General features: G+C 56.0%; 14 protein-coding genes. 8 read left to right on the top strand and 6 right to left on the bottom strand.

What is annotated here, in order from left to right; all coding sequences use genetic code 11:
* Positions 1-84: 84 nt before the first annotated feature.
* Both PSH76_RS26720 and PSH76_RS26725 read right to left on the bottom strand, forming a co-directional pair.
* Complete coding sequence (locus tag PSH76_RS26720) at positions 85-1,137, bottom strand: ADP-ribosylglycohydrolase family protein (protein WP_305493196.1); 1,053 nt, start codon at positions 1,135-1,137, stop codon at positions 85-87.
* A 9-nt stretch (positions 1,138-1,146) separates the two neighbouring features.
* Positions 1,147-1,404, bottom strand: coding sequence for a hypothetical protein (locus PSH76_RS26725; protein WP_305493197.1), 258 nt, complete (start codon positions 1,402-1,404; stop codon positions 1,147-1,149).
* 358 nt (positions 1,405-1,762) lie between these two features.
* On the opposite strand from PSH76_RS26725, the gene PSH76_RS26730 reads away from it, so the two are divergent.
* From PSH76_RS26730 to PSH76_RS26765, 8 genes are all read left to right on the top strand, one after another.
* Positions 1,763-2,506 carry a hypothetical protein gene (locus tag PSH76_RS26730; RefSeq protein ID WP_273919316.1) on the top strand — a complete coding sequence of 248 codons (744 nt, stop codon included), beginning with the start codon at positions 1,763-1,765 and terminating at the stop codon, positions 2,504-2,506.
* Between the two features lie 116 nt (positions 2,507-2,622).
* Complete coding sequence (locus PSH76_RS26735; RefSeq protein ID WP_094987838.1) at positions 2,623-3,498, top strand: WYL domain-containing protein; 876 nt, start codon at positions 2,623-2,625, stop codon at positions 3,496-3,498.
* A gap of 489 nt (positions 3,499-3,987) precedes the next feature.
* A complete protein-coding gene (locus PSH76_RS26740) occupies positions 3,988-4,317 on the top strand; it encodes a hypothetical protein (RefSeq protein ID WP_094987837.1) in 330 nt (109 codons plus the stop codon).
* A gap of 91 nt (positions 4,318-4,408) precedes the next feature.
* Positions 4,409-5,377 (top strand): DUF932 domain-containing protein, encoded by a 969-nt coding sequence (locus tag PSH76_RS26745; protein WP_305493198.1) that lies wholly within the window; start codon positions 4,409-4,411, stop codon positions 5,375-5,377.
* Between the two features lie 75 nt (positions 5,378-5,452).
* Entirely contained in the window at positions 5,453-6,457 is a 1,005-nt protein-coding gene (locus PSH76_RS26750) for a YqaJ viral recombinase family protein (protein ID WP_094987835.1), read from the top strand.
* A gap of 91 nt (positions 6,458-6,548) precedes the next feature.
* Positions 6,549-7,469 carry a hydrolase or metal-binding protein gene (locus PSH76_RS26755; protein ID WP_094987834.1) on the top strand — a complete coding sequence of 307 codons (921 nt, stop codon included), beginning with the start codon at positions 6,549-6,551 and terminating at the stop codon, positions 7,467-7,469.
* A gap of 52 nt (positions 7,470-7,521) precedes the next feature.
* Complete coding sequence (radC, locus tag PSH76_RS26760) at positions 7,522-8,019, top strand: DNA repair protein RadC (RefSeq protein WP_094987833.1); 498 nt, start codon at positions 7,522-7,524, stop codon at positions 8,017-8,019.
* 10 nt (positions 8,020-8,029) lie between these two features.
* Positions 8,030-8,212, top strand: coding sequence for a hypothetical protein (locus PSH76_RS26765; RefSeq protein ID WP_305493199.1), 183 nt, complete (start codon positions 8,030-8,032; stop codon positions 8,210-8,212).
* Positions 8,213-8,392: 180 nt separating this feature from the next.
* On the opposite strand, the gene brxL is transcribed toward PSH76_RS26765, so the two are convergent.
* Genes brxL through PSH76_RS26785 form a run of 4 tightly spaced genes read right to left on the bottom strand, consistent with a single transcriptional unit; the run spans position 8,393 to position 14,559 of the window.
* Positions 8,393-10,435 (bottom strand): protease Lon-related BREX system protein BrxL, encoded by a 2,043-nt coding sequence (gene brxL / locus PSH76_RS26770; RefSeq protein ID WP_305494494.1) that lies wholly within the window; start codon positions 10,433-10,435, stop codon positions 8,393-8,395.
* Positions 10,436-10,441: 6 nt separating this feature from the next.
* Entirely contained in the window at positions 10,442-12,760 is a 2,319-nt protein-coding gene (pglZ, locus tag PSH76_RS26775; RefSeq protein WP_305493200.1) for a BREX-1 system phosphatase PglZ type B, read from the bottom strand.
* Between the two features lie 24 nt (positions 12,761-12,784).
* Positions 12,785-13,459: a DUF4276 family protein gene (locus PSH76_RS26780; protein WP_305493201.1), complete on the bottom strand. Its 675-nt coding sequence runs from the start codon at positions 13,457-13,459 to the stop codon at positions 12,785-12,787.
* On the bottom strand, positions 13,456-14,559 hold the full coding sequence (locus PSH76_RS26785) for an AAA family ATPase (protein ID WP_305493202.1): 1,104 nt from the start codon (positions 14,557-14,559) through the stop codon (positions 13,456-13,458). The genes PSH76_RS26780 and PSH76_RS26785 overlap by 4 nt, the downstream gene beginning before the upstream one ends.
* Positions 14,560-14,567: the final 8 nt, after the last annotated feature.

The raw sequence follows: 14,567 nt of genomic DNA on the forward strand, positions 1-14,567 counted from the left end.
TCAAATTCAAAGATGAAGGGCCTTGGCTTGATTGGCATTTCTACTCTCCTTGGTACTTATGCAAACTCACTGCCATCAGTGCTTTCAACTACCGGGATACGACTGCTCGATCAGTTGATCAAATTCGCCACCTATCCCGCAGTAGTCGCGCGGAATGCGCTCAAGATCCTCAGACACTTTCACGATCACCTCGCGTAACTCCAAACGCTCGAGCCAGAGGGCAGGAATGGAAGCGGCACCATGCTGTGCACCCAACAAATGCCCGGCGATAAGCCCTGTGCTGACGCTATTGCCACTGTGATTCACCGCCGCAATCACCCCCTCTTCGAGCGATCGCGCTGTCAGCGCGCACCACAGTCCGATCGCCAGCGCTTGTTCGGCGACAAAGCCACCGCCAAGATCGGCAATGCTTTGCGGGGTGGGCTTATAGCCCTCGTAAAAGAAGAACAGTACGCGTTCAATAAGATCGCGCGTTTCTTCCATACCCGGCAGTTGCCCATACTTGGCCAAACTTTGAGTCACGGCGTGTTCCAGGCTGTCTTGTAGATCGACAACGCGCTGAAGAATGTCGGCGAATAGTCCAGCCGCCAAGTAGCCCGTCGGATGCCCGTGAGTCAGACGCCCTGACTGGGCAGCATAGTCAAAGGCATTAGCAAAGAATGCGCAGGGTGCAACGCGCATTAATGCGCCACAGCCTTTGCTGTTGTTCTCGGCAACCGCGCCCAACCGCCGACTGGCCTTGAGAGCACGCAGACAGGTATCCCCTGGGGCGCGGCGAGACCAGAGCTCTGGTTGCTTGATCAGCCAACCATCCTCGCTGATCGGAATCGCAGCAGGGTAATCCTGGGTCATCAACCAGCGCAGCAAAGAATGATGAACAATGCTGGGAACGTGGCATACCCCTCGTGAGTTGCCGCGCACAAAAGCCCGCATCAAGCCTTCCGCAGTGAAAAGCATCATTTGCGTGTCGTCAGAGATGGCGCCGGTGATGCCGTAAGCCGGGACAAAATCGGTGATTCCCTGTGGACCGAACATAGCTTCGATCGCTGACCACTCCAGGAACTCCACTGGGGCGCCTAGCGCATCGCCGACAGCGCCACCCAGCAGGCAGCCTTTGACGCGTTCAAGTCTGTTCATATCTTTCCCTTATTCCTCGGCCGGGATCAATTCCTGCAAAACCACCAGCTTTCTTTGCAACTGCTGAACGTGCTCTTTCTCAGCTCGCAACGCTGAACGCAGTTCACGGTTTTCCACTTCCCAGATCCGCGCCCAGCGAACACTCTTTTGGCAACCCAGAGCCATCTGCCACAGTTCGTTCAACCTCAGACACTGATACAGAAGCACCAGCAGGATTGTCCCCATCATCACCAACGCACCGGTCGAAACCGCTTCAGCCATATTCATATCCACTTCCTTTTCGTGACCCTGATCCATCCAAGTACAAATACACGATATGTAGTGTTTGACGACAGGTATAGAATGTAGACTTATACAGGTAAAGAAATCACGCAGGTAAACGGACGTAAAAGGTTGAGCTGGCAGGGAACAGCCTCAGCAAGAAGTAGCTTTTCGCCACCACTTAAGGGAGGATCTGCCCCAGACAGAAATGCTTGATTGAAGTGAGATCAAGCATTCCCGGCGCCAGCTAGAGCAGGCAAGGGCTTGAATAAATTATCAAGCGACATATGTCCTGAAACTTTACATATGACAACTGCTAAGGAAGGCGCCGACTCGAAAGTACCCTTACCGACAAGTCGACCTCATGCATGACAAAAGCGCAGTACTGATTCTGGAAGCCCCCTGGAACATCTATGAAGGGGATATCAACCGCAGTTCCGTCGAGCCCTTTTTCCAGGGCCTGGCCAAACAATCCAATGATGTCGAGATTCTGCATTCACGTTTCTACGACGTGAACAGCTTCAGGTTGGCATTCGCTGCACTGAGCAAGCACAAGTACAAGAATGCCATCGTCTATGTCGCCGGCCATGGTGACGGACAGCGTGTGGGTGGCGCCAGGATCCTCGACATCATGGTCCAGTGCAGCCTCAAATCAGTGGCAGCCAATATCACCGGCGTCGTTTTGGGCTCGTGTTTCTCTGCTGGCACTGCCGACCGTTCGCAGGCCGACACGATCAATGCCTTGGTCCAGGAGTCGAACCTTGCCTGGGTGGCTGCCTACAATTGCGCCGCGTTCTGGCATGAAAGCACCATGATAGACCTGTCCATCATCCGCCAGATGATTCGCGCCAAGGAGTCGCACTTCCAGGATCGTGGCGACATTAGTGAGCAACTGGCGATGGGGATTGAATGTTTCAGCCCTCACTTCGCTGTGGGCAGCAACGGCAAGTCCGGCAGTGATGGGAAGTTGATCAGCCTCAAGCAAGGCATCTCGTTCTTCTCGCAACCCCGGGGCCAGGGCAACCGCTCCCGCTGTGTCACTGACGAAGTCTGGGGCATGTGGAAAGGGCTGCAGCTTGAAACCCTGGACGTGTTCGAGGAGGCCTGAGCACCTGCACAAAGCACACTGCCCCTCCCTGTGATATTTCTGTGATATGTCGCCTACAGCGACAGGTCTTTATTGTAGAGTGATGCGATCCACGCAATCGTACACAGGGAAGGGCAATGAAACGCAAGCAATCCGTTGAACAGGTACGTTGGGACCTGGCACTGCGCTACAGGCTGATCGAGACCGTCGCCTGGTGGGAAGGCCGCCTGACCACGGGGCACTTGATCCAGAGTTTCGGCATCAGCCGGCAGCAGGCTTCCAAAGACATCAATACCTACATCACCGAGCATGCGTCAAAAAACCTGGCATATGACAAGCAGCTCAAAGGTTACGTGCCCACCAAGCAATTCAAGCCCAAGTTCATCGACGACAGCGCCAGCGCTTATTTGCACCTGCTTTACCAGAACAACGAACGCGCCCCACACATCGATGGACTTGCCCTAGCCTACGCCCACACCAAGGTACTTGAAGTCCCGGATCGCCCGATTCGCCCGGAGGTTTTGCGCCCATTGCTCAAGGCCTGTCGCGATGGCCTGCGTCTGGAAACCGAGTATGTGTCACTCAACACTCCAAACGTGGAAATTCGCCTTATCGCCCCTCACACACTGGTCTACACCGGTATGCGCTGGCATGTGCGGGCTTACTGCGAGAAGAACGGCCAGTACCGCGACTTTGTGCTCAGCCGTCTACGGGGCGAGCCGGATTTGCTCGACGAATCGCCAAACACTCGTGAGCTGGATGAAGACTGGAACACTGAGATACCGGTGATATTTTCCGCCGATGGACGATTGAACGCGGCGCAGAAGGCAATCATCGAAACCGATTTTGGCATGGTTGATGGCCAGTTAGTGGTACCCAGTCGCAGGGCGCTGGTGAAGTATGTATTGCAACGCTATCAGATCGACCCGAGAAACCAGGCCACTAACCCCGAGGCACAGCAAATCGTGGCCACCAACCTTAAGGAGCTGCGACCTTGGCTCATGAATGACTGACCCTCAAGCTTCTCCCGAGTCGATCACTGTCTGCCAGGCGTTTCGACTCGGTGACATCCATGACCGTCCGGTCGACATTTCGTGCCAAGTACGCCAAGCGCTTATGTAGTTGTCAATTTCCCGAATCAACAACTGCTCCGCTATTTCGTGATAGCCAGAAAGAATGGCCAGATTTCGAGCGGTATTGCCCTCGCTGTTCTTAGCGTGATGCTTGTTATCCGGTTGTTGTTTATGCAGACCACATTCCAATTCCGCGATGACAAACCAAGTGATTTCGCTCGCTGCTTACACTGAGTTGAAGGCATTCACGCGCGTTTGAATATGCGCGAATGCTTTGCCTTTAGGAAGGCAAAGCAACGAGAGCCCACCATTTGCCGCCAACTGCTGCATCCCCGACACTCCTCAGAGCATGTTCTACACCAATTCCGATTCAAAAAAATCTCAGCCACATATTACTGCAATGACATCCCCCCCAAGGAGATTCATCCCATGTCATTGCAGTGTCCTCGCTGTCACTCCCCCAAAGTCGCTTCTTTCCATCACGCCATGAAAGTCGGCGCGGCCATCGGCACCGTGGGTGGTGCTGCGCGTGGCGTCAGCGCTGCATTGGCTGGCGGTCAAGCTGGTGCGCTTATTGGCTCTATCGCCGGGCCTTTCGGTATCACGCTCGGCTCAGTTTCTGGGGCCATTCTCGGCGGATTAGCCGGCGGCGTCGGTGGCTGTGCACTCGGCGCCCAACTGGGTGAGTCGCTCGATCGCCATATTCTGGCCCACAACCTCTGCCTGCTCTGCGGCCACCGCTTCAACCTCCCTACCTGATTAGGTCCTTCCCCTTCTATCTATTACGTCCGGACGGTGCTGCGCTCTGCGTGGCGCTTTATGCCGGCTTGCACCTAAAGGAATTACAACCATGGCTCATCTCGTCGAAACTATGGCCTATGCTGGCGAAACTCCCTGGCATGGCCTGGGCAATCAGCTCACTCAGAAGCAACCCATCGAAGTTTGGCAACGCGAAGCCGGCATGGACTGGGAGATCCAGGAAAGCCCGGTTCACTTCAAATCAGAGACCGTCGGCCACCTGGGCGCGATCCATTCCTTCCCCGAGCAGAAGGTGCTCTTCCGCTCGGACACCAAAGCACCGCTGTCGGTGGTTTCCCAGCGCTACCACACCGTGCAGCCTCGGGAAGTCTTGGAGTTTTATCGTGACCTCACCGAGGTCTCCGGCTACGAGCTGGAAACGGCCGGCGTGCTCAAGAGCGGGCGCAAGTTCTGGGCGCTGGCGCGTACCGGGCAAGGAGCAACGCTCAAGGGTAACGACCAGGTCAACGGCTACCTGCTGCTGGCCACCTCTTGCGACGGCACCCTGGCCACCACGGCAACGCCTACCACGGTCCGGGTGGTGTGCAATAACACCCTGACCATTGCCCTGGACGGTACCAACCGAGCCATCAAAGTTCCACACAACACCCGCTTCGATCCGAAGGCAGTGAAGAAGCAACTCGGCATAGCCGTCTCCGGTTGGGACGAGTTTATGTACCGCATGCGCCATCTTGCCGAACGCAAGGTGCAATGGCATGAAGCCCTGGGTTTCTTCATGAACGTGCTGTGCGAGGTCAATCCGAGCAATCAACTACCGGAACAGCTACCCAACGAACGCGCCCTGCGCAAGGTCCAGGAGCTGTACGAGGGCCGTGGCCGAGGCAGTCAGTTGGACTCGGCACGCGGTACCGCTTGGGGCTTGCTCAATGCCGTTACCGAGTACGTCGATCACGAGCGTCGTGCCCGCAGCAACGAGTACCGCATGGACTCGGCCTGGTTCGGCCAGGGTGCGCAGATCAAACAACGCGCCCTGGATGCCGCTCTGCGTCTTGCCGCCTAATCACACCGCACATTACCCACCGCGCTCGGTCAGCTTCGTGCTGGTCGGGCGTTTTTATGTCAGCAGGTGAACACGATGAAAGCAACGTCATTGAATAGCCATACCCGCAAAGCCCGCCCTGCCTTGCGCCTGGTCAGCACCAAGGAACTACCGCGCGAGGACTGGCTGCAAATCCGCAAACAGGGCATCGGGAGTTCGGATGCCGCCGCTGCTGTGGGGCTGAACCCCTATAAATCGCAATTGGAGCTGTGGCTGGAGAAAACCGGTCGCGACACCGCGTTGCCCAAGGCCGATCCTCAGGACGAGGAAAGCCCGATGTACTGGGGCAATGTCCTCGAACCAGTCGTGGCCTGGCATTACAGCAAACGCACGAAGAACAAGGTTCGGCGCATCAACGCCGTACTGCAGCATCCTGATCCTGAGCTGCCATGGATGCTGGCCAACATCGACCGCGAGGTGATCGGTACTGACGATGTGCAAATCCTCGAATGCAAGACAGCCGGCATAAACGGCGCACGCCTCTGGAAAGAGGGCGTGCCTGAGTACGTAGAACTGCAAGTGATGCACCAGCTCGCCGTCACCGGCAAGCAGGCGGCAGATGTGGCGGTATTACTGGGCGGCCAGACGCTGAAGATCCACCGCATCGAACGGGACGAGCAGATGATCGCTCGCCTGATCGAGCTGGAGCGCAAATTTTGGCACTACGTCGAGACCGACACCCCACCGCCTGCTGATGGCTCAGCCTCGGCTGAAATGGCACTGCGCGCGCTCTATCCGGAGGACAACGGCCAGACCGTTGATTTCAGTGGCCGTGCCGGTTTAGCAGCAGCCTACCTGGAACTCAAGGCAGTGCGCCAATCCATCAGCGAGAAGGAAACGCGCGAAGCCCAGCTCAAGCAGATGCTGCAACAGGCCATGGGTGACGCCACCCGCGCGGAGTTCAGCCATGGCTTTATCAGCTGGAAGAAATCCAAGGACAGCAACGTGCTCGATGTAGAACGCATGCTGAAGGATAAGCCCTACCTGCAGGTTCGCTACATCAAGCTCAAGGAAGGCAGCCGACGCTTCCTGGTCGGCTAACTCCCAAACCGCTCAACCATTCCCTCCCCTTGGCCAGCCCATGCAGTTAGCGCTGCGTGGCTGGCCTTTTTTCGTTTGCAGGAGAACCACCATGCTCAAAGGTCTGGCTATCACCCCGCCGGTACTCGGGCGAATTTCCATCGGCAAGATCGTGGAGAAAAACGGCAAACGCCTGCCGGAAAAAGACGATCAGTTCACCCTTACCTCGCAGGTCCAAAGTCGTGACGGCTGGCTGCTACACCCCCTCAATGAGGAGCTGCGCAAGGGCCAGGATGGCAAGCTGCGCAGCATTCCGATCCGTTTGCTGTTCAACGAGCCGGACCTGAACTTTCGCGCGGACTACAGCTTGTTCGACCGCACCACCGGCCGACCGCTGTGCGTCGGCAATGGCGAGACCTGCAAGCGCTTGACTAAGGACGGTATCCAGTCGCTGCCCTGCCCTTCACCAGATGGCTGCTCACTGGCCCAAGGCAATGCCTGCAAGCCCTACGGACGACTGAACGTGGTGATCGGCGACGATGATCCGCTGGGCAGCTTTGTGTTTCGAACCACCGGTTTCAACAGCATCCGCACCCTGGCGGCACGACTGCAGTACTTCAGTGCCATCTCCGGCAACCGCCTGGCCTGCCTGCCGCTGGAGCTGCGTCTGCGCGGGAAGTCCACGCGGCAGAGCCACGGTACACCGATCTTCTACGTGGACATCACAGTACGAAGCGGACTAGGCCTGGAAGACGCCTTGTTGGAGGCCAAACAACGGGAGGAGACCCGTCAAGCTGCGGGCTTTGACCAAAGCGCCTTGGACCACGCGGCCCTTCAGGGATTTAGCAATGGGGCCTTCGAAGACAGTCAAGAGGATACCAGTGCCATCGTCGAAGAGTTCTTCCCCACCATTGAAGATCAGTCTAGCCCTGTAGAGCCCCAAGCCCAGCGGACAGCACCTGCCAAACCCTCACTGACCCAAAAGCTGGAGTCGCAAGCCACGAGACAGAACAGCAGGGCCTCGGCCCAGTAACGACCCTCTCAAACGCCCCAGCGTTCTCCCACATTCGTACAGGACTACCCGCATGAAATATCACAAGCTCAAAGCAGGTGAGACGACCGGCACCTACGTCATGGAATCACCGGTCACCGAGGCCGACATCCTGCGGATGGCTCAGCAACTGGCGATGAGTCGTCTATCTAAAGGCAGGGCGCTGACTGATCCGAAGCAGGTATTCAGCCACCTGCAAACACTGCTGCAGTATCACGAGCACGAAGTCTTTGCTTTGCTGTTGCTCGATACTAAACACCGAGTAATCAGCTTTCGGGAGCTATTTAGAGGCACTCTGGATGGTGCCAGCGTGTACCCGCGGGAAGTGGTCAAGATCGCCCTAGAGCACAATGCCGCAGCTGTGATCTTGGTGCACAACCACCCATCCGGTGACCCCGAGCCCAGCCAGGCTGATCGCTCACTGACCTGCACGCTCAGAGAGGCGCTGAATCTGATAGGGGTGAGAACGCTGGACCACATCATCGTTGGCAGTGACGGCTGTGCATCGCTGGCTGAACAGGGTTACCTGTAAGGAAGTGAGTATGAAGAAACTGCTACGGATCTTTGCTGCCGTGTTCATATATGCCGGCATCCTAGCCGGCTGCATGGCAGCGCTACTGCTATTGATCCTCATGGTGCGCTTTCCGCCGCTGCTGATTGCAGTAGTACTCAGCGGCTGGATCTTCAGCCGGCTACGGAACGCTTCAGACAAAAAATCTGACTAATCGTGGGCACCAACCAACGTCAGTCGCCAGCGGGCGACTGACGTTGGTTGGTGGACCACCTTCTTTTTTTCACCCGTCTACTGCAACTTCAGACCGCAGGCCTGCCCTGCGGGCAAGGTCGACTCTTTGATTTTATTCTCAATAATTTGCCCAAAAGTAGGCGATTGATTTCTATAACCCCTACTCCACAATCGCCTTCAATAACGCATCCCGCGCATCCTGGTAGAACTGGATGTCGATCTTGGTCGCCATGTCATCAGACAGGTCATACAGCTGGCGTCTGGCTGTGACAGGCATGAGCAGCACGCTGGCGCCCTTTTCTACCGCCAGCTCGGCAATGTTCACTGCGCTGCTGATCGGCTCGATCGAACCGCCCAGGTTTATCTCGCCGACGACAATCACTCCGCCCTTCACCGACTTTTTCAGCAAGCTGCTGCACATAGCAATCAGCGCGGCCATGCCCAGTTTGGAACCGCGTTTGGCGGCATCGAAGGCTTTGAGCTGCACGGAGAACTCATGGGCGCGTGGGTCGCGGTCCCCGATGAGCTGAGTGGCTCTGGAATACAGGTTCTGCTCGGCATAGCGGAGCGACTCCTTGAAGGCCGCGGGTGCCGGACTATTGAGGATACGCACCCCAGAGCCCGGGCCTTCATTCACCTCAATGCGATACAGGCCAGCGTTATCGTCGATATCCGCTCCACCTTCGCTGATGGTCCAGATCTGGCCTGGCTCCAGAGGGTCATCACCGATTTCGTTGTCGGCGCGCAGCTCGGGCGTAGCCACGAACTTCTCGACCCCGTCGTCACCAATGAAGTAGCTGAAGTGGGTGTTACGAAACTCCGCCGCTCCGACTCGTTTTTGCTGTTCCTTGACCCGGCGCCGTACCTCGAGCCCCAGACGGGTGGCCCATTCCAAATCTTCGTCGGACACAATCATGTCTTGGCCTGGATACATCAGTTTGAGCAAGCCTGAGACGGTTTTATTGACCGCATTGGTATCGCGGCCACTGAGTGCTCCGCCTAGGTGAACACGATTCTGCATAGCAGACACGCGGCTCTGGAAGCGCAGACGGCTCATACACTCAGAGAAGAAGTCACTGACCAGGCCAAAGTGGTCAGTGGTCAGTTGCTTGTTCATTTTGGGTACATCCCAGCCAGGTAGATAACAATGGATACGGTCCATCCAGGCGGTGTCATCACGCATTTCTGCCGGAAGTGGGCCAAACAGATGGCCTACGCGCTGCTGGTGTTCAACATCCACATCGAAGTTTCCGACAAACACCATGGAGCCATCGGCTCGAATGCTTTCCTTCCCACGGCTGAACTCGCCGGACTCCATGTAGCCCTTCATGATGTTGATCCCTTCCTTAGTATCGAAGGAGATCCCGCTGACCTCATCAAAGCAAACCACATCGTACTGGCATACCAGGCCGCGCTGCCCACTAGCGTTGTTGACGAACATCTTGGCGATGGTCGCCTTGCCGCCTGAAATCAAATGCGCGTAGGGCGAAATTTGCTGAAACAGATGGCTCTTACCTGTGCCACGCGGCCCGAGCTCAACCATGTTGTAGTTACGTTCCACGAACGGCACCATGCGCAACAGAATGGCGTCTTTAGCGCGCGGTGAAAGCTCATTGGATTCCAAGCCAATCGAGCGGACCAGAAAATCCCGCCACTCTTCGCTACTGAATTGGGTTCGGGCTTCAGCCATGACATCCAACACATTGCGCTTGGACATTTGGATTGGACGTAACTCGGCAATACCAAAAGCGTTCCCTTTCTCTTCAGCAATGACACTGTCGTACGTCAGCGTCACCTCAGCATAAAAGCCGCCGGTCAGCAGACGCTCGTTATCGTCCACAATTTTGTCAGGGATGCGAACCCGGCTGAGATTCAAGCTGGGTAGGGAAGCAAGGTAGCCACCTTCCTTTTCCACAAAACGCACGCTGACAATATCGATCAGTTTGGCCGAGCCGGTTTTATAGGCTCGTGCCTTGAACAGCTCTTCCTCGCCAGCACGCACGGTGCGATCGGACAGCTGTCGCTGAACAATCTCCAATCCCTCCTCGATTTCAACGGGATCTGTCGAGGCGCAATATCTACCCAGCATAAATTCGACGACATAGGTCGGAACCGGAAATTGACGCGCAAAGGTGCGCACCAGATCTTTGCGAACAAGGTATCCCTCAAAGACCTCCGCGGACTTGCGGTCCAGCGTATCCATTTCCACTTATTCGTCTCCTACCAGAGTTGGTTTTTTCGCCAGTACATTGCCCTGGCCATCCAGTAGCACCAGTACCGCAGACGTGCCCTCATACTGATCATCCACCAGCAGTGTGCACTTGCCCTCTTTCAGCGGCTTGCGCTTGGTGATCTCTGAATCCGGGTCAGCCGGGTGCGTTCTGAGTACCGCCAGTACGCCTTCAGCACTGGTTTGGGCCTGCACTTTGCAAGTCAACCCCAACCAGCGCAGATCCGAAAGTGTTGCAGAGATCGCGGAGGTAGTAACCGGAGCTTGTGTGCTGCGTACCTCTATCACCGGTGTCAAGCATTCCTGCAAGCTCAGGCCACCGTGGTCATAGTGCTGTCCCGCCTTGAAGCTACAGGCACCTGGAGCCATGGCAATGCTGACCGAACTATTCCAGTACCAACCTACCTGCTGATAACCACTGTCCACGGAGTCCTTGATAACAGCGCAACGGCTCCAGCGGGTTTCAGTTAAATGCTTGGCCAATTCGACCTTGACCATAGGTGCTGGGGTCAGCATCCAGCCATGGTCGGTGACAATACGGATCTTGCGCCACCCTGCAGATAAGAGTTCTTCAACCCGCTCCACCACCTCGGCCAGCAAGGTATCAATACGCGCCGCCAACTTCAGACCCTTTACGTGGCCTTCTTTATCGATATCGCCGCTTTGCACCCAGGCATTGGACGCTGGGTCACCTGAATCGCCCTCTTCCAAGTACTGCCAGCCTTTTTCCTGCAGAAACTTCTTCAAGTAATAAGCTGAGAAATCCTTATCATCGTCTAGCAAGCTGGGCTCAAAGTCACGATCAGTGGTTCTGCCAGTCAAACGGTTATGCACAGGGGTTACCGCTGCTTTCGCGGTTGCCGTAACTGAAGGCAAAGCCGCCCAGTTTACCGATAGCTTTACTGCTCCCAACCGTTGCAGAGCCTGATTCAGGCGTTGGGCGATGTCGTAACGCAGGCCATCGACGAAAAACACCACTTCACCTGCCACGGCGTACTCAGCCGTAGCTTCATTCACCTGGTTGCTGCCCGGATAGCCCTTGGATTTGACCACACCTTGGAAATTACACGTCACCTCATCCAGCCAGGGCGTGTAGATCAGCGCGAGAATCTGCTGCACAAGCACTTGCTGGCTCGCTGACAAGGCGAAAGCCAAGGCTTTGAGCATCTGATCATCGGCCTGCCAGTAGTGGTCCCGATACTGCGCGGCCATTTCTTCCGCATCAGCGCCAGCAAACACCTTGGTGGTTTTCTCAGCCACTTGGCTCAGGTGCTCAAGAACGCCGGCCATTGGAGCCAGACCGAGCTCAGACCATATCCAGGTACGCCGCTGCGCATGCCGTTGCTCCAGTGCCTGCAAGCTCTGACGAATCTGGGCTGCCCCCTGCTCTAGCAACTTTTGCAGCATCTGTTCCAGATATTGCTCTTCACTAACATTGATGGCCGGATAACTTTCACCGCTGGCGGCCAAATCAGGCTGAACCTTGAGCAAGAGTTGTGGCAAATACGGGTAATGCTGGCAGGACTCGGTGTAACGCTGCCACACACTGTCCCAAATACCCTGGCGCTGGCACAGCAGTTCGGCGGCCGTTAGCTCACCATCCTGTTCAGGGCTGAAGTGGTACTCGGTTTCGCAGATGCCTGCCAGCGCCTGCCAACGGGACGCATCCCAGCGTTCACGGCAGCTCTTGCTGTCGTTCATCCAACTGAGAAGGTCTCGTACCGGGTCACTGCTGACCAGTTTATTGAAATCTGCTGCCTCCAGGCGCCGGTTGCTCAGCTCTTCGCGCTCACTTTCCAGAATCTCATTCAGCACCCTTAACATGGCCTGCTGAGTCTTTTCATCTTTAGCCACATCCAGCCCGACACCGCCGTTACTGGAGACCAAAAATGCATTCACCACCCAATCCCGACCAGAGTTGTTGTAGATCCACCAACAGCCTCGATACTGCAATTCAGCCAGGGGCTTAAGCGCCTCCGGGCAATCCGCAATGGCGCGCATATCACGGCGCTCAACGCCGGGGAGATACACAATCGGAGTTCGATCGCTCGGCAACTCAACCTCAGATAGCGCTCGCTCCACAACGCACTTGACCCAGATAGCTGGACCTTTTTTCAGCTGCGGTGCGTAGTCGCCCAACACGACCAACTCTGGCATAGCCGCTTGCAGCAAAGGCAGCGCCGACTCCCATTGGCGTAGTTTGTCGGTCCAGAGAATAACGCTGGGGGCTGCTTGCACGTTCGAGTTGTACGCAGCGCTGGCACGAACTTCCTCGGCCAGCAGGTCAATCAGCTTCATGGAATTCCTTAGATTCAGAGGGCGTCATTGGGTCACAGGCAACGACTCAATGCGCGTCAACCAGCCATTGAACAGCGCGCATTTAGCGCGCATCACGTCCAAACCAACTTCCAATGCAGCCAGCGTCCCCATCAATGGCTTTTGATAGTCAGCCATCAATGCCTCGATCCGCTTGCTAGGGGCCGTTACAGGGCTGTTGTTGATGTGCTCTGGGCTCTCGAACTGCGCACTGATTGCACCGAGAGGCTTGCTCAGCGCGGCTCTGTCGACGCCGTTGGCAAAGGCTACGGGGTCGCTAAACAACAAAGCCTCAAATTCGTACATCTGAACAAATGGGATAAACCGGCGCATCGGATCTTGCCCGATTAAACGAGTAAGCTCAGCTACCATCGCATCCTGTACGGCTGTAGCTTTGTCCTGTATGTCCGCTTGAGCGACCAGAGTCTCCTTACCTGGGAAACCCTGCGGTAGGCCGTAATAGTCAAAAAATGTAGTGCAATAAGCGGTGCGATCACCCAGCAACCGATTTTTCACATCAGCCTGTAGGCGTTCAAACTTGAAATTGCCGCCCTTGTGCCCTGGCTTGCCAACGAGCGCTGGAACTAACTGAACACCCCTAGGAAAAAAGACCGGTGCCAGTAGTTCATTGACAAACATTTCCTCAGTTTGCCCTTCACAAATGACGTGCACCCGGATCATCGCGAAGGCCTCCCGCCCAGGACGTTCTTCTCCCAGAGCTCGCCGATACTGTAATCCTCTAGCCAACTGGTGAAGTCCGCCTCAGCCAGCCGCTTAAATACCGAGCCTCCCTCTTCGCGCTCAACAACGATCAGGTCTTCAATTTCAAACTCGTTGAGCAAGGGAACAGATTGAGTAGAAACAATCACCTGGGTTCGCGTAGCAGCCGAACGTATCAGCGCTCCAAGCAATGTGATCGCATAGGGATGTAACCCCAGCTCGGGCTCATCAATAATGATGGTTGTGGGGGGATCAGGCTGGAGCAGTGCGGTCACCAGACAGATAAAGCGAATGGATCCATCCGACAGCTGGCTTGGCCAGAGTGCGTAATCACTGTCGTTCTGCTTCCAGAGCAAGCGAATCTGCTGTTCCTCTGTGGGCAAGGTCGTCGGCTTAAGTACAAAGTCATCAAAGAACGGCACGGCCAGACGAACCGTCTTGCGAATCTGGCTGTACACATCAGGTGCTTCGCTGTGCAGCCGAAAAAGGAAAGCAGCCAGGTTCGAGGCGTCCATGCGCAAGAACGCGTTGTCATGCACAGCACCCTGGCGCTTCACGCCCGCCGTATCACTGGTGTCATGGAAGTGGAATACCTTCCACCCTGAGATAGCTCCATAGCAAAAAGTCGCGATTTTTTTAGACGTCCCGCGTTCCATCTGCTTTTTGAGATTCGACTCAGACTGTCCAGCCCCGAGCCTGGGGCGGGTTACGCCGTGGTAGGGTCCATTGAAATAAAGCATTTCAGACGTGAAAGTGAATCCGCCATCCACCGTCGGCTCCAACACAATGTCGTAGCCATTAGCACCAAAACGAATAGATGTGGTCAGCGCAGAGGTTTCCTTGACCCCGTAGCTGAGGATCCTATCTGCGCCACCTTGCTTGCTTGCCCACACCTGCAGTCGCCCCTCCACAAGCTCTGAGAGCATGCGGAAATAGGCGACAAAGTTGCTCTTGCCGGCACCGTTTGCACCAATCAGAACGTTAAGGTTCGACAGGTGCAGGTTTTCCATCTTGCGGATGGATTTGAATCCACTGATAGAAAGATTGTGGATCGCGCTCATATCGTCAC

Source organism: Pseudomonas sp. FP215 (assembly GCF_030687795.1).
Classification (GTDB): domain Bacteria; phylum Pseudomonadota; class Gammaproteobacteria; order Pseudomonadales; family Pseudomonadaceae; genus Aquipseudomonas; species Aquipseudomonas salmasensis.

What these genes read in the sequence shown, in the direction of transcription:
- PSH76_RS26745 (WP_305493198.1), top strand. Translation starts at nt 4,409, where the DNA reads ATGGCTCATCTCGTCGAAACTATGGCCTATGCTGGCGAAACTCCCTGG.
- PSH76_RS26785 (WP_305493202.1), bottom strand. Translation starts at nt 14,559, where the DNA reads ATGAGCGCGATCCACAATCTTTCTATCAGTGGATTCAAATCCATCCGC.
- PSH76_RS26725 (WP_305493197.1), bottom strand. Translation starts at nt 1,404, where the DNA reads ATGAATATGGCTGAAGCGGTTTCGACCGGTGCGTTGGTGATGATGGGG.
- PSH76_RS26740 (WP_094987837.1), top strand. Translation starts at nt 3,988, where the DNA reads ATGTCATTGCAGTGTCCTCGCTGTCACTCCCCCAAAGTCGCTTCTTTC.
- radC (WP_094987833.1), top strand. Translation starts at nt 7,522, where the DNA reads ATGAAATATCACAAGCTCAAAGCAGGTGAGACGACCGGCACCTACGTC.
- PSH76_RS26765 (WP_305493199.1), top strand. Translation starts at nt 8,030, where the DNA reads ATGAAGAAACTGCTACGGATCTTTGCTGCCGTGTTCATATATGCCGGC.
- pglZ (WP_305493200.1), bottom strand. Translation starts at nt 12,760, where the DNA reads ATGAAGCTGATTGACCTGCTGGCCGAGGAAGTTCGTGCCAGCGCTGCG.
- PSH76_RS26750 (WP_094987835.1), top strand. Translation starts at nt 5,453, where the DNA reads ATGAAAGCAACGTCATTGAATAGCCATACCCGCAAAGCCCGCCCTGCC.
- brxL (WP_305494494.1), bottom strand. Translation starts at nt 10,435, where the DNA reads ATGGATACGCTGGACCGCAAGTCCGCGGAGGTCTTTGAGGGATACCTT.
- PSH76_RS26780 (WP_305493201.1), bottom strand. Translation starts at nt 13,459, where the DNA reads ATGATCCGGGTGCACGTCATTTGTGAAGGGCAAACTGAGGAAATGTTT.
- PSH76_RS26735 (WP_094987838.1), top strand. Translation starts at nt 2,623, where the DNA reads ATGAAACGCAAGCAATCCGTTGAACAGGTACGTTGGGACCTGGCACTG.
- PSH76_RS26755 (WP_094987834.1), top strand. Translation starts at nt 6,549, where the DNA reads ATGCTCAAAGGTCTGGCTATCACCCCGCCGGTACTCGGGCGAATTTCC.
- PSH76_RS26730 (WP_273919316.1), top strand. Translation starts at nt 1,763, where the DNA reads ATGCATGACAAAAGCGCAGTACTGATTCTGGAAGCCCCCTGGAACATC.
- PSH76_RS26720 (WP_305493196.1), bottom strand. Translation starts at nt 1,137, where the DNA reads ATGAACAGACTTGAACGCGTCAAAGGCTGCCTGCTGGGTGGCGCTGTC.